This is a genomic window from Allobosea sp. BH3 (assembly GCF_025499465.1).
Lineage (GTDB): Bacteria > Pseudomonadota > Alphaproteobacteria > Rhizobiales > Beijerinckiaceae > Allobosea.
On the sequence record NZ_JAIMCA010000004.1, the window covers coordinates 433,374 to 446,918 of the forward strand.

Below are 13,545 nucleotides of genomic sequence, written 5' to 3' on the forward strand. Positions count from 1 at the left end.
TGTCTCGGCAGGCGGGCCACGGATCGCAGTCCGGTTCGCAGTTCTGATCGGAAATGGTGGGCCGGGCCGGAGCGCCCACCACCGCTTCGCAAGCGTTAGCCGTCAGTTGCCACAGGGCTTAGTTCGACTGGAAATGTCATATAGCTATGGCTGCCCTGTGTCGACGCCAGCACGTTATGAGATGTACGCATTAAACTGCAGCCTGCCCGAACCCGGATTACTGCACCGGTAGAGCTCCTTGGCCTGTTGCGACCAAACCGCAAATCAGGTTTGCTACGCGGCAGGCTGGAGGAAATCATGAAAGTCACGCCTGTATCAAAGTCGTTAGCGGACGTTCTGCGCGGAAATTTCATTCGAATCCCAAGATTTCAACGCCCCTATGATTGGGATCGCGATAATCTAACCGAGTTTTGGAATGACCTAAAAGATCGAACCGACCCGGATTATTTCATGGGGTCGATTGTCATATTCACCGATTCAAAAGAGAAAAACTTAATATCTCTCGTTGATGGACAACAGAGAATCACGACTATTACGATTATGCTCGCTATAATCCGCGATTACCTTAAAGAGATCGGCGAGGAAGGCTCATCTAAAGGGATTCACGAGCTTATTGAGACTAGAGATATCGACGACAAGAGCCGATTCGTCCTTGAGCACGATCCGCCAGACCGTTTTATGCAGTACGCAATTCAGCAGCAGAAACGGGATTCAAAACTTCAGCCAGAGGGTGCTCAGCAAAACAACTTGCAATCTGCGTACCGATACCTGCAAGCAAGCGTTCAATCTCATGTGAAGAACGAATTTAAGGGAGATAAAAATAAGACTGTAACCTATCTCCGGCACCTGAGAGATTGCCTTCTACAAATGCAGTTCATCTCAATCGAGCTCGACAATGAGGATGACGCCTACCTTATATTTGAAACACTTAATACCCGTGGAAAGGATTTGAGAGCCTCAGATCTCCTTAAGAATCATTTCATGAGACTTCTGCCTCAGTCAACAAAAGGATTAGATAAGACCAAAAATGATTGGGGCGATATAATGGAGACCCTAGGTAGTGCAACAATATTCATAGATCCAGATTCGTTTTTGCTTCATTATTGGCTTTCTAGTCATGGATATGTGTCCAAAGCCAATCTATTTATGAACTTCAAAAAAGAAATTAAGAAATCGGACGCCAAGAATTGGCTCGATGACATTAAGAGTTCAGCCGCCACTTATATGAAATGTATGGCTCCCATGGAGATGGAGTTCAGCAAACAAGAACGCGAAATCAGAGAGTCGCTTAACGCTATACGAATTTTCGGCGTGGCCCAAGCGGCGCCATTGATGCTTGCTGTGATGACATTATACGAAAGAAAGATAATTTCTTTAAAATCAGCGCGCAATACATTCGAATTAATCGAGAAATTCACGTTCCAGTTCAACGCATTGACGCAATCGAGAGGCGGCGGGGGCGTGTCGAACATGTACGCACGGCTGGCTCAGAGCGCCATGTCGTGCCGTGATCCTCAGAAGTACGCCAATGTGCTCTCGGAGATAAAGGATAAATTCGAAGAGAGAATACCTGATGAAACTGAGTTCACGGTCCCATTTTCAAGAATTATATATCGAAGCAATTATACACGTGAGAGACCGCTTGCCCGATATGTTCTTACAAAGATCGCTAAACATTATGGCATGCCTGACGAGATAGATACCAACTTGCTGACCATCGAACACATCCTGCCTCAGTCACAAGGATCAGAAACAGGAGACGCGTTTGACGTTGGAGCGATTGGCAATCTCATATTCATGACCGACAAACTTAATGGGAAATTAGACAATAAGAATTTCGCTGACAAAAAGACGTTCTATACCAAGGAGAACAATGTTTACTGTGACGACTTTCTATCTAAATCAAAAGCATGGACCGACAAGACGATAGCCGACCGTGGCGTCGAGCTCGCTTCAGTCGGCTACAACAAGATTTGGAATATATGACGCCTTATGAGCTCATCATCTGAATAGCGAAATTTTTCGTGGACATATCTAGAAGGTAGGGTGGGCAACAGCCCCCCTACCCCGGGCTTGTTAATTCCCTGCCTATACGGATTGACGAAACTGATTCTGACAACTTTCACCTCTGAACCGGCAATGTAATGACCATACCATCAGCATTACAAGAAACAGATGAAAGATATGATCGACAGCGACCGGTATCAGTTTAACCGATACCCATAGATATATGCCGTATAAATATAACTAGATATATACAGTTGCACATAATTATAGATCTATATGTAATAATACAAATACTTTACTATACATGTATAGTATATACAGATATCTACCGATTTTATATAGACAGACACTGATCACTATAATTTCGGCAAAGTGTGCACCCAACAACCCACCGAAGGCGACGCCCGGCCGTTAGACTATACCCTATCGGACACATCCGGCATCCTCATACCGGCTGTCCATAAGGGTTGACACGAGTCAACGGACGTCAAATTATACGGACACTACCCTTGTCTACAGATGAAGGTGTCCGGATGCAGACCGTTCTCTATGCCCGCGTCTCCACGACTGACCAGACAATCGAGCATCAGGAAACTCAGGCACGACAAGCCGGCTTTGCAATCGACCGCATCGTTGCTGACCACGGCGTCTCCGGCCTAGCAACCAAGCTGTCTGAGAGACCGGAAGGCAGGCGCCTCTATGACATCCTCCGACAAGGCGATGTCCTCGTAGTTCGCTGGGTCGATCGCCTTGGCAGGAACTATCGAGATGTGTGCGACACCATTCGGAGCTTCATGGATCGGGGCATCGTCATTAAGACCGTCATCAATGGCATGACATTCGACGGTGAAACGACAGATCCGATACAGCAAGCCGTCCGTGACTCCCTTATCGTGTTCATGGCCGCTATGGCCCAAGCTCAGGCCGAGGCGACAAAGGAAGCTCAGCGTGCCGGCATTGACCACGCCAGACAGGCACCAAAGAAGTACAAGGGTCGCAAGCCAACATTCGACAGTGACCAGCTGTCACTTGTTCAAGATATGCTCGCTACAGGCGCAGGGGCTTCCACCATCGCGAAAGAGACCGGCCTGACACGACAAGCGATCCTGCGGATCAAAAGCGCCCCCGAGCAGGCCGAACGCGCTTTGGCGAGGTGGGAGGATTGGACGCCCATCCAGCATGCGCCTCAAACGCCCACAGATCGCCGCTGAGGGCATCTGGAAGGCAGCGGGCGGTATCCCCTGCAGACTTGGCAAAACAGCCGCCACCACGCTTCTGAGGCGATTTCGGAAGGATCGGCTGCGGCCAACTACCTGCGTGGGCGAGTTTCCGATCTAATTAAATCGCTTAAGTGCCAGCCTTACTAAGTTTCTGTATGAATACATCCGCCAGCGATTCTGGCATAATGCCATCTCGAAACGCCTCTCTAAAAGGACCGTCTCCATACATTTCGACCATCATCTCAACATCACGGTCATAGGTATCTGTTGGTCCGCTTTTCTGCTTTAGAGCGGCAATGAGCGCGCGATAGTATTGTTGGAATTCGGCCTCAGAGGGCGCTCGATCAAGCGATCTAGCAGCTGCTGCTGACCCCGAAGCAGGCAAAGCCCCCTCGTTCACTTGAAGGCCGTCCGCTTCTCTGGTGGCTGGCCGCGCCCGCCCGTAAGTAACTTCGATGGCACGAGTTACTGGCGCCATCTGAGCAATGATGCCGTACCAAAATGGCATTGCCGGGCGCAGTCCCTGCCGATAGGCATAACCGACTACAGCAAGAACTTTGCCTCCATGGACCTCCGCATATGCGCGCTTCGCCATGCCAATGGAGATAGTCGCCATATCTGATCCAAGGTCATGCAGCGCGGCATCTACAAACGCGTTCCCATCTCTAGCACTTTTTCCTTGATTAACGCGCTCAAGGAACAGATAGGCGCGGATAGCTTCTCTGCCCGCACGCGTATTAGTTCGGAAAAACTGATATCCGGCAAACGCCAGCAGCGCCAATATGATGATTTCCATGGAGCCCCACCCTACCAAGGTCATCTGATTTTTGGATAATCCGGTTTGCGGATTAGCGCCCTGTTGAATCTCACGTCAACAGGCAATGGCGAAATCAGTCCATTCAGAGCGTCAGCAGCTGATCGCGAAAGCGTTGGCTGACCAGCGGCGAGCCAGAGGCCTCTCTCAGGCTGACGTTGCCAAGGCGTTCGGTCGACATCAGCCGTTCATCGCGAACATCGAAAGCGGAGAGCGGCGCGTCGATCTCGTCGAGCTGCTTGTGATTGCTGATGTCATCGGCCTGGACATTCATGCCCTCATTGAGCAGCTACGGACGGCTCCTCACTGAAATCCAACTTTTCCAAGCCTGCAGCCAGCTGCTGAGGTTTGTAGCCTCGCTTGAAATAGTTCTGATGGGTCACACCCTCAGGCGCATGGCCTACAATCGCCTTCACAACCGGCGGCTCAACATCAGCACGCGAAAGTTGTGTAACAACCGTGTGGCGTAGGCTGTGGAAGACGAGCCCTTTTTGCTTCATCCCCAGTTTAGGGAGCAGCCCTTCATTGAACCATCGGCCCAAGTGGCGACCCCAGCCATTCTTCGAACAATGAGTGAAATCGGGGAACAGCTTAGTATGCCCCTTGTCGCGCATCGATTGGACCCACTCCAATAGACCAAACTCGACAAGCTTAGAATGAACAGGCACTAGCCGTTCAGATGCAGCTGTCTTCAGGTGCTTATCGCCGTCCGCGTTAATGTCGAAACACCAGATGCCATCTTGTTGGCGAATATCACTCAAATGAAGCTGGGCGATCTCGTTGAGGCGCGCGCCGGTATATATGCCGATTAATGTCCCCCATTTCTGATATGGCTTGTTAATTAGGCCCCCATTGTCTTGCCTAACTATCGTAATGATAGAAACGATCTGATCGGCGGTGAACCCGTCCCGTCTATCTTCCTTTTTTCGTCGTGACTGCCTGATTGTCTGACCAGAGAATATGTTCTTTGCAATCAAACCATTACGGCTTGCCCATTCAAATATGTCGCTGTAGGTCTGAAGATATTTGTTTATCGTAGTCGTATGTAGCTTTTCTACGCCTTCAACACGCAGAGCTTGCTCAAGATTTTTTCCTCTTGTTTTAATATTTTTGGATCTGTTTTTTGGATAATCGATGAGAGTGTCTTTGACGCGCTTGGCATCGATAGCCACAAGTCGAGTGGTATCTGTTTCAGCGCCAAGAATTTCCTTTAGAAGCTTGATATGGTCAGCGCGCTCAAGCTCGGTCTTTGCACCCCATTGCCCGGCGCGCTTCTTCTCCACCGTATAGGAACTGGTCAAGGCAGCGATTGTCATCCCGACCGCTCTTGAATTGGCCGGCTCGTCACTGACCCGCGGAATCGCTTCAGCTTTGAAGCTGTATGAATCTAGCGATCTATCGTGCTCTAGCACCGCCTTGCAGTAGTCACTGTAGGCAAGCTGGAACTCGCGTTCGAGCCAACCATAGGGCTCTGACCCCGGCTTGATATCGAGATCGTACTTCGCTGCGAACTCCGCGATCTTCTCCGGAGTGATAGCCAACTCCGCTAAGTCCCGGCCTGCGGAGAGTGCGGCCTTATCGTCATCACTCAAACGGCCCGATTCCGCGATGCCCTCAACTCGATCACTGAAGCGCGTTTGGAAATGAGCCCTCAACGCAACCCGAATATCATCGTAGCGCATCCCCTGCTTTGCAGCGGCTTCGACCAGTCTGTCTGCTGACTGGCTGGCGGATCGAGAGAGGCGCAGTGCCGCTTTCGGGTCTCGGGTCTTCAACGACATTCTCAACGTGCTCGGCTTGTTTGCCGGATGAAGTCGCCGGGGAATCGGCCAACGGAGATAGAAGATGCCGCTTTTGGAACGCTGCAAATAGGCCGGATTGAACACCAGAATGCCCCACCAGAATGTCCCAGCGGCACAATCCTCTGGCTAAGGCATTGATCTGAAACGGAATGGTGGGCCGGGCCGGACTCGAACCGGCACCGGCGCTGTTATGAGCAGCGAGCTCTAACCATTGAGCTACCGGCCCATATCTCGCCTAGCATCGCGTGAGCCCGGCAAGCAAGGCCGGCAAGGCGCGAAGCCGATATGGAAAAGGCCCCGCGATGTTCCGCGGGGCCTCTCGTTTCGTCGCAGGTGCGCAGGACGGGCCGTCAGGCCGCCGCTGCAATCTCCGGCGCGCCCTCATGGGCGGACACGTGGCCCTGCCGGAAGGTGAAGCGGCCGATATGCTCGGTGAGCGCGCGGGTCTGTTCGTCGGTGAGCGCCAGCGCCGCATTGGTCTCCTCGACCAGCGCCGCATTCTGGTGGGCCATCTCGCCGATGCCGCCGATCTCGCCGTTGATCGCCGAAACGTCCTCGGCCTGGTTACGGGCCGTCTGCGAAATGCCGTTCATCAGCCCGGTCAGCTCGTTCACGGCGCCGACGATCGCGCCGAACATGGCCGAGGTTTCCTCGACCAGCCCGACGCCGACCTTGACGTCGCCATGGGCAGCCTCGACCAGCTTCTTGACGTCGTTGGACGCATCGGCCGAGCGCTTGGCAAGGCTGCGCACCTCGGTCGCGACCACCGCGAAGCCCTTGCCGGCATCGCCGGCGCGGGCCGCCTCGACCGCCGCATTGAGCGCGAGCAGGTTGGTCTGGAAGGCGATCTCGTCGATCATCGCGATGACCTCCGAGATCTTGCTGGAGGACTGGCGGATGCGCTGCATCGCTTCCAGCGCCGAAGTCACGACCTTCTCGCCCTGCTGGGCGCGGGCCTCGGCGCTCTGGGCCATGCCCGTGGCCTGATCGGCCTGGCTGGCGGTTTTCTGAACCGTGCCGGCGAAGGTGCCGAGCTGGTTGGTCGCCTGGGAGACGGCGTTGCTCTCCTCGCTCGTGCGCTGGGCGAGGTCGGTGACGCCGTCGAGGATCTCGCCGGTGGCGCTGCGGACGGCCGAGACCGTCTCGGAGAGCCGCGCCAGCGTGCTCTCGAAGGCGTCGGCCAGCGCGTTGCTGCCGTCCTTGAGTTCCGCGAAGGCGCCCTGATACATGCCCTCGACGCGGGTCGAGAGATGGCCGGCCGAAAGCTCGGCCAGCACCGTGCAGGTTTCGGACAGACCGGTCTGGACGGTCTCGATCAGGCTGTTGACCGAACCTGCGAGAGCGTTGAGCTCGGGATCGGCGAAGTTCGCCTCGACGCGCTTGCCGAAGTCGCCGGCCGCAGCGGCGGCGACGACGACGCCGAAGGCATCGGCCAGCTCCTGCATCATCTGGCGGCGCTGTTCCTGGGCCTTGGCCTGATCCTCGAGCTTCGCCTCCTCGGCAGCGCGCAGCGCGACTGCATTGTCACGGAACAGCAGGACGCTCTTCGAGATGTCCGAGATCTCATCGTTGCCCTTGGTGTCGACCACGGTCTCGAGCGCGCCATTGGCGATCGCTCGGGTCGCGGCCCAGAGCCGGTTGAGGCGGCCGACGATCTGCGGACGGACATAGAAGAGGCCGAGAGCCAGGGCGATCAGCAGGGAGCCGGCGCCGATGCCGCCGAGCCAGAGCTTGCTCTGCTCGATCAGCGCCGTGGTCGAGGCGGCGCTGGCCGTCGCCTCGCTGCGGGCGCCCGCGACCAGCTCGCCGACCTGCCGGCGAACCGCCTCAGCCGCCTTCTGCGTCTCGGCCAGGCCCTTCATGATGTCCGCGCGCGTCTCGATCTCGCGCTCGCGGATCGCGACGATGCCGTTGCGGTCATGGCTCAGATTGATGACGGTCTGCACCGCCTGTGCACGCTCGGGGCTGGCCTTCAGCTTCTCTGCATCGGTCTGCAGCGCCATGAGGCGCTTGATCGATGCATTGAGCTGGGTCTTCAGCTGCGCCAGGCGGCCGGGATTGTCGACCTGCGAGATCTCGCGCAGCAGCCCGACGAGCTCGCTGGTCTGCAGCTGCAGCGCCTGCAGCGAATTCACCAATGCGAGATCCTCGTCGATGATCTTCGCCAGCGCCTTCTCGACCTCTTCGCCGGAGACCTGGGTCGCGCTGGCGATGCTCATCTTGACGTTGAACTGCGCGTCGCCGGCTTCGAAATCGGCCACGCCCGTGAAGGCGTCGCGCGCCTTGGTCAGGTTGGCGAGCGCGGTGGTCTGCTCGGCCGCATTGCGCAGACGATCCCCGGTCAGGTCGTTGATGTCGTTGATCTGGCGCGAAAGTGCGTCGATCGCGCCCTGGGCCTTGCTCTTGTCGACCTTGCCCTGCTCGGCAATGCGCCGCAGCAGATCCATCTGGCGGCCCTCGACGGCATCGAGCTCGCCGGTCAGCGCCGCGCGCTGCTGCACGCTCTCGACCTCGCTGAAGCGCGCGGCCAGCGCCGTCGACTGCGTGGCCGCCTGCGCGAGTTCAAGCGCGACTTCGACGACAGGCATCTTCCGCTCGACCAGTTCGTCGACCGTGTTGTCGACGCGATCATAGGAGAACCAAGCGACGCCCGACGAAACGATCGTCAGCGCAGTCAGGACACCGAGAGCTGCGTAGATCCGGGCTGCGATACCGATCCGCGCGCCTCTTGCCTTTCGCGCGGGCTTGGCTTTCGTCATGACGTCTACTCCCGGTATCACGCAACGGAAGCACCGGGAACGGAAGCGCCGGGTCCGCAGCCGGAAAGCCCGGCGGCTGGACATAGGATGCAGCGTCGAACGAACCTGGAACCCCCGGTCGGGACTGCCTCCCCGACCTCTGCATACAACTTTGCAAGAAGGGCGCTTAAGGAACGTTTAAAGTGGACTCTTTTGAATCACATCGAAGACGGCCCGATTCAGCTCCCGTTAGGACCTGAGTCGGGACTGAGGCGCCTTCAGCCCTCGGCCGGGCGGGGCACTGGCCGCGGCCGGCCCTCCTCGTCGATCGCGACGAAGGTGAAGGTGGCGTCGGTGACCTTCTCGTGCAGCGTCGTGCGAAAGCGTTTGGCCCAGGCCTCGACATGGATGCGCATCGAGGTCCGGCCGATCGACTCGATCTCCGTATAGACGCTGAGCACGTCACCGACCTTGACCGGATGGATGAAGGTCATCGCCTCCACCGCGACGGTGACGACCCGCCCCTGCGCCCGATCGACGCCGGCGATGCCGCCGGCCTGGTCCATCCGCGACATCACCCAGCCGCCGAAGATGTCGCCGTTGGCATTGGTATCGCCCGGCATGGCGGTGATGCGCACGGACAACTCGCCGCGCGGTTCCCCGCCATCCGCTTCGCTTCTCTCTGCAGCCTTGCTCATCGTCACCCTTCGGAATCGCCTGCCTGACGCATTTTCGAGCGAAGCGGGCACCGGTTCGCGTGACGAAAATACGGCACGATAAAAGACTGGAGCATGTTCGCGAGTCAGGGAAACGCGGACATGCTCCGGATCATGGCGTCGCGGCAGGGCCCGAGGCAAGCGCTACGGACGGCCGCGGGCGCGCCCGCAGCATCAGCCAGCAGACAATGGTCAGGTTGACGAAGTTCCAGGCGAGCCCGTGCAGGAAGGCGATCCGGTACGAGCCGAAATAGTCGAAGATCACACCCGAGAGATAACCGCCCGCCGCCATGCCCAGGATCGTCATCGACATGACGACGCCGATGCGCATGCCCGCCTGTCGCGCCGGGAGGTATTCGCGGGTGATGACCGCATACATCGGCACGATGCCCCCCTGGAACAGGCCGAAGATTGCGCTGACGACGTAGAGCGACTGCAGCCCGTCGAACCAGAGATAGAGGAAAAGCGCCACGCCCTGCATCAGCGAGCCGATCGCCAGCGTCGCCGCACCGCCGATGCGGTCCGCGATGAAGCCGGATCCGATGCGGCTGACGATGCCCAGCGCCATCATCAGCGAGAGCATCTCCGCGCCGCGGGCGACGCCGTATCCCAGGTCCCCGCAATAGGCGACGATATGGACCTGCGGCATCGCCATCGCGACGCAGCAGGCGAAGCCGGCAACGCAGAGCAGCAGCTGGAGCTGGCCTGCGCTCAGGCCGAGATCGCCCCGTGCGCCAGCGCTGCTGGCATCAGCCGCAGCCAATGTCGCGGCGGCCGGGCTGCGCCGGAAGAAGGGTGCGAGCGGCAGCATGATCGCCATCGCGACAATCCCGATGCCCACATGCGTCGCGCGCCAGCCATGGGTCGCGAGTCCCCAGGTGATGATCTGCGGCCAGACCACGCCGGCAAGATAGCTGCCGGAGGCGCCGACGACGACCGCCAGCCCGCGATGGCGCCGGAACCAGTGCGACAGGTCGGAGATCAGCGGCGAGAAGCCGGCGCCGGTGCCAAGCCCGATCAACAGCCCATGCGCGAGCGCGAACTGCCAGAGCGACTGCGACATCGCGGCAGCGGCATAGCCCGCCCCGAGCAGCAGCCCGCCCGCCGCCACCGGCACCATCAGACCGTAGCGATCGGCGATGCGGCCCATGGCGATGTTGCCGACGCCATAGCCCAGCATGGCGAGGGTGTAGGGCAGCGAAGCGCCGGAGCGCAGCGTCTCGAACTCGCCCTGCATCGCGGGCAGCACGACCACGACGGACCACGAGCCAACGCAGGCCACGGTGCCAATCAGCAGCGCGACGGCCAGCCTCAGCCACGCATAAGGGGAATCCGGTTCGTACCGACGCGCATGGGCGTCGTGGTGAGCGTCCTGGGGCATGCTTCCTCGCCGGCCGCCTGAACTGCGGCTTCTGTCGCACGATTAGCAGCACGGACGAGGCGGGCAAGGCCGCGGGGAGCAGCCCTGCCCAGCGCGCCTGACAGGCGCGAATATCAGACAGGAGGCCGTTCCCGCTGTCGTGGAAACGAAGCCGCGCCCAACCGCTCAGGCCGCTTGCCGCTGATGCCGCCCTTCCTGGACTTCCTCGATGATCTTCGTGACGAAGGCCTTGAGGTCGTCGGGCTTGCGCGAGGTCACGATGCCCTTGTCATTGACGACCTCGCGATCCTCCCACTGCGCCCCGGCGTTCACCAGGTCCTGCCGTATGCTCGGCCAGGAGGTGAGCTTGCGGCCCTTGGCTATGCCGGTGTCGATCAGCAGCCAGGGGCCATGGCACACGGCCGCGACCACCTTGCCGCCGTCGTAGAAGGCCTTGATGAGCGCCAGCGCCTTGTCGTTTCCGCGCAGCGTGTCCGGATTCATCTGCCCGCCGGGCAGCACGATGGCATCGTAGTCGTCGGCCTTCACCTGATCGAGCGACCGGTCGACCTTGACCGGGGTGCCCCAGTCCTTGTCCTTCCAGCCCTTGATCTCGCCGGCCTCGGGCGAGACGATCTCCACCGTGGCGCCGGCCTTCTTCAGTTCGGCATGCGGCACGTCGAGCTCCGATTGTTCGAAGCCGTGCGTTGCGAGGATGAGAATCTTCTTTCCAGCCAGTTGGCTCATGGCGTTCTCCTGAACTTGCGGGAATATGTTCAGGAAACCGCCGGAACGCGCCTGCGTTCCCGAGGCCAAAGGTCGCGGAGAGGCTCAGCCGAAGATCCGCTCGCCTTCCATGTCGACGATCTGTTGGCCCTTCAACAGCGTGAAATCGGCCGCCTCCGCCTGGCCGGGGAAGCGGTCGGCGCGCACGAAGCGATGGCTGCGCGTCTCGCCGTCGATCACCTTCTCGATCACGCCGCAGAGCTGGTATTGCCCGCCCTCCTGATAGGGCGTGGCATGGATGGTGAAGCCGTTGTGCTCGATGCTCTTGACCGGGCCGGCGGGCTTGTCCTCGGCGGCCTTGCGCCCGCCGAACAGGGATTTCAGGAAGGACATGGGTTCTCCTCGCGGCCGGACCTGCGCTGCTGCCGGAGCAGTAGCCCCGCCCGCCGCCGCTGCCAAGCCGGCACGAAGACTGAAAGAGATCGCCGAACGGCGCATGGGTGCATGCGCCTGACGCCCTTGGCAGAAAAATCGCTCGTCACTAAGCAATCGCCATCGGGCTTCGTTCCCGTTCGTAAGCGTCTCACGTCAGGCAACGCATCCATCGGGCAGTAGCCGACAGGATGCGTCCAACGGCCTGCTCTTGCGAAAGCCAGCCCCATGCCGCGCCCCGTCTTCCGCCGCCTGCCTCCCCGCTATGCCGGGCTGGTGATGCCCTTCATCCTCTCCGTGATGATGACCTTCGTCGTCTCGGCCATTTCGACCGTGAAGGCGCTCGGCCTCACCGCCGAGTTCCTGCAGACCTGGCCGAGTTCCTGGGCCCTGTCCTGGGCGGTCGCCTTCCCGACGCTGCTTCTGGTCCTGCCTCTCGTGCGGCGCCTCGTCGCGCTCATCGTCGCGCCGCCGGGCTGAGAGGCTTACGTAGAGAAGTGCAGCACGACCTCGCGCCGATGCGGCCGCTGGCGGTGCTCGAAGAGATAGATCCCCTGCCAGGTGCCGAGCGCGAGGCGCCCGCCCATGACCGGAACCGATAGCGAGACCGGCGTCAGCGCCGCCTTGATATGCGCCGGCATGTCGTCCGGCCCTTCGGCGCGGTGAACGAGATAGTCCATCGCCGGATCATCCGCGGAAGGCACGAGCCGGCGGAAAAACGCATGGAGATCCTGCTGGACGTCGGGATCGGCATTCTCCTGGATCAGCAGCGAGCATGAGGTGTGGCGCACGAACAGCGTCAGCAGGCCGCTCGGCTCGCCGGCAGCACGGATAAACGCCTGCGCCTGATCCGTGAATTCGTAGAGGCCCGGCCCCTTGGTCCCGATCGTGATGATGCTCTGTTGCGACATCGCGCCAGCAAGCCCTCGCCCGGCGGCGAGATCAAGGCCGGCCTCGCGCGAAGCGGCGCGGCCGGCGTCAGCGTGCCTGCCAGAAATAAAGCTGGCCTGAATGGGTGTTGCCGGCGAGCCGCTGCTCCTGCGCGACGACGTTGGTGCCGTCGAACAGGTCCCAATGGTCCCCATTGGTCCATTGGAAGAACAGGAAGGAAAACGTCTTGTCGCCGGTCGTCTGGTAGCAGTTCTCCAGATAGAGCACGCCCCTGCGACCCAGCACCTCGGGAGTGACGTCCTTGCAGACCCCCTCGATATCAGGGTCGCCATAAACGCGCCGGACGCGCGGCAGCAGTTCCGACGCGCGGATGAAGAGCAGCTTGCTCAGCCCTCGCAACGGGCCCCCGGAGCCGGGCAGCACGCCGGGCTGTGGCCCACCCGCCAGATCTGTCGCACGGCCGAACGATGTCGCAACCGCTCCGGACATGATGGTCTTGATCGTCGCATCGTCCCCTGACGGGGTTATCTGCAGCGTATAGCCCATGCAGATGGCACAGCGATTGGTGGCGTCGCCGATAGCGTTCTTCGCCCAGGGACGGACCTTGGCAAAGCGATCCTGCAGCGTGTCATAGGTGAATGGCAGCATGGGCAACCTCCTGGAGCGGAAGTGTTGGTCCCGATGATAGGCACCTGCCCGCTCGTCGAGTTGCCGCACACTGACCAGCTGCCGGCGCAGCAGCATCCTTCGTTCATATGAGAACGACATGGCAGCCTCTCTTGGGAGACGCCAAAGAAAAGGCCCGCCTCCGCAGCATGGAAGCAGGCCTTGTTCAAGGG

Annotated in this window: 13 protein-coding genes and 1 tRNA gene; 4 read left to right on the plus strand and 10 right to left on the minus strand. The window is 59.4% G+C overall.

Features of this window, described 5'->3' with window-relative positions:
• Positions 1-297: 297 nt before the first annotated feature.
• Both BoBH3_RS14940 and BoBH3_RS14945 read left to right on the plus strand, forming a co-directional pair.
• Positions 298-1,986, plus strand: coding sequence for a DUF262 domain-containing protein (locus BoBH3_RS14940; RefSeq protein WP_262331605.1), 1,689 nt, complete (start codon positions 298-300; stop codon positions 1,984-1,986).
• Between the two features lie 554 nt (positions 1,987-2,540).
• The gene (locus tag BoBH3_RS14945) at positions 2,541-3,218 is read left to right on the plus strand and encodes a recombinase family protein (protein WP_262331606.1); all 678 of its coding nucleotides are present in this window, start codon (positions 2,541-2,543) and stop codon (positions 3,216-3,218) included.
• A 136-nt stretch (positions 3,219-3,354) separates the two neighbouring features.
• On the opposite strand, the gene BoBH3_RS14950 is transcribed toward BoBH3_RS14945, so the two are convergent.
• Positions 3,355-4,023 (minus strand): hypothetical protein, encoded by a 669-nt coding sequence (locus tag BoBH3_RS14950; RefSeq protein WP_262331607.1) that lies wholly within the window; start codon positions 4,021-4,023, stop codon positions 3,355-3,357.
• Between the two features lie 85 nt (positions 4,024-4,108).
• Here BoBH3_RS14950 and BoBH3_RS14955 point away from each other — a divergent pair, with 85 nt between their 5' ends.
• The gene (locus BoBH3_RS14955; protein ID WP_262331608.1) at positions 4,109-4,351 is read left to right on the plus strand and encodes a helix-turn-helix domain-containing protein; all 243 of its coding nucleotides are present in this window, start codon (positions 4,109-4,111) and stop codon (positions 4,349-4,351) included.
• On the opposite strand, the gene BoBH3_RS14960 is transcribed toward BoBH3_RS14955, so the two are convergent.
• The 7 genes from BoBH3_RS14960 to BoBH3_RS14990 form a co-directional block, all read right to left on the minus strand.
• Positions 4,320-5,927 (minus strand): site-specific integrase, encoded by a 1,608-nt coding sequence (locus BoBH3_RS14960; RefSeq protein ID WP_262331609.1) that lies wholly within the window; start codon positions 5,925-5,927, stop codon positions 4,320-4,322. The two genes, BoBH3_RS14955 and BoBH3_RS14960, sit on opposite strands and share 32 nt — an antisense overlap.
• A gap of 66 nt (positions 5,928-5,993) precedes the next feature.
• Positions 5,994-6,069, minus strand: a tRNA-Ile gene (locus tag BoBH3_RS14965).
• 124 nt (positions 6,070-6,193) lie between these two features.
• Complete coding sequence (locus BoBH3_RS14970; RefSeq protein ID WP_262331610.1) at positions 6,194-8,602, minus strand: methyl-accepting chemotaxis protein; 2,409 nt, start codon at positions 8,600-8,602, stop codon at positions 6,194-6,196.
• A gap of 257 nt (positions 8,603-8,859) precedes the next feature.
• Positions 8,860-9,279 carry an acyl-CoA thioesterase gene (locus tag BoBH3_RS14975; RefSeq protein WP_262331611.1) on the minus strand — a complete coding sequence of 140 codons (420 nt, stop codon included), beginning with the start codon at positions 9,277-9,279 and terminating at the stop codon, positions 8,860-8,862.
• 130 nt (positions 9,280-9,409) lie between these two features.
• Complete coding sequence (locus BoBH3_RS14980) at positions 9,410-10,678, minus strand: MFS transporter (RefSeq protein ID WP_262331612.1); 1,269 nt, start codon at positions 10,676-10,678, stop codon at positions 9,410-9,412.
• A gap of 165 nt (positions 10,679-10,843) precedes the next feature.
• Entirely contained in the window at positions 10,844-11,404 is a 561-nt protein-coding gene (locus BoBH3_RS14985) for a type 1 glutamine amidotransferase domain-containing protein (protein WP_262331613.1), read from the minus strand.
• Between the two features lie 84 nt (positions 11,405-11,488).
• Positions 11,489-11,776, minus strand: a complete 288-nt coding sequence (locus BoBH3_RS14990) for an HlyU family transcriptional regulator (RefSeq protein WP_262331614.1) — start codon at positions 11,774-11,776, stop codon at positions 11,489-11,491.
• Positions 11,777-12,043: 267 nt separating this feature from the next.
• Between BoBH3_RS14990 and BoBH3_RS14995 the strand changes: the two genes are divergently transcribed.
• Positions 12,044-12,295: a DUF2798 domain-containing protein gene (locus tag BoBH3_RS14995; protein ID WP_262331615.1), complete on the plus strand. Its 252-nt coding sequence runs from the start codon at positions 12,044-12,046 to the stop codon at positions 12,293-12,295.
• 5 nt (positions 12,296-12,300) lie between these two features.
• On the opposite strand, the gene BoBH3_RS15000 is transcribed toward BoBH3_RS14995, so the two are convergent.
• Both BoBH3_RS15000 and BoBH3_RS15005 read right to left on the minus strand, forming a co-directional pair.
• Positions 12,301-12,726 carry a secondary thiamine-phosphate synthase enzyme YjbQ gene (locus BoBH3_RS15000; RefSeq protein WP_262331616.1) on the minus strand — a complete coding sequence of 142 codons (426 nt, stop codon included), beginning with the start codon at positions 12,724-12,726 and terminating at the stop codon, positions 12,301-12,303.
• Positions 12,727-12,793: 67 nt separating this feature from the next.
• Positions 12,794-13,450 carry a hypothetical protein gene (locus tag BoBH3_RS15005; protein WP_262331617.1) on the minus strand — a complete coding sequence of 219 codons (657 nt, stop codon included), beginning with the start codon at positions 13,448-13,450 and terminating at the stop codon, positions 12,794-12,796.
• Between the last annotated feature and the right edge of the window lie 95 nt (positions 13,451-13,545).

What these genes read in the sequence shown, in the direction of transcription:
- BoBH3_RS14950 (WP_262331607.1), bottom strand. Translation starts at nt 4,023, where the DNA reads ATGGAAATCATCATATTGGCGCTGCTGGCGTTTGCCGGATATCAGTTT.
- BoBH3_RS15005 (WP_262331617.1), bottom strand. Translation starts at nt 13,450, where the DNA reads ATGCTGCTGCGCCGGCAGCTGGTCAGTGTGCGGCAACTCGACGAGCGG.
- BoBH3_RS14940 (WP_262331605.1), top strand. Translation starts at nt 298, where the DNA reads ATGAAAGTCACGCCTGTATCAAAGTCGTTAGCGGACGTTCTGCGCGGA.
- BoBH3_RS14945 (WP_262331606.1), top strand. Translation starts at nt 2,541, where the DNA reads ATGCAGACCGTTCTCTATGCCCGCGTCTCCACGACTGACCAGACAATC.
- BoBH3_RS15000 (WP_262331616.1), bottom strand. Translation starts at nt 12,726, where the DNA reads ATGTCGCAACAGAGCATCATCACGATCGGGACCAAGGGGCCGGGCCTC.
- BoBH3_RS14995 (WP_262331615.1), top strand. Translation starts at nt 12,044, where the DNA reads ATGCCGCGCCCCGTCTTCCGCCGCCTGCCTCCCCGCTATGCCGGGCTG.
- BoBH3_RS14975 (WP_262331611.1), bottom strand. Translation starts at nt 9,279, where the DNA reads ATGAGCAAGGCTGCAGAGAGAAGCGAAGCGGATGGCGGGGAACCGCGC.
- BoBH3_RS14980 (WP_262331612.1), bottom strand. Translation starts at nt 10,678, where the DNA reads ATGCCCCAGGACGCTCACCACGACGCCCATGCGCGTCGGTACGAACCG.
- BoBH3_RS14985 (WP_262331613.1), bottom strand. Translation starts at nt 11,404, where the DNA reads ATGAGCCAACTGGCTGGAAAGAAGATTCTCATCCTCGCAACGCACGGC.
- BoBH3_RS14970 (WP_262331610.1), bottom strand. Translation starts at nt 8,602, where the DNA reads ATGACGAAAGCCAAGCCCGCGCGAAAGGCAAGAGGCGCGCGGATCGGT.
- BoBH3_RS14990 (WP_262331614.1), bottom strand. Translation starts at nt 11,776, where the DNA reads ATGTCCTTCCTGAAATCCCTGTTCGGCGGGCGCAAGGCCGCCGAGGAC.
- BoBH3_RS14955 (WP_262331608.1), top strand. Translation starts at nt 4,109, where the DNA reads ATGGCGAAATCAGTCCATTCAGAGCGTCAGCAGCTGATCGCGAAAGCG.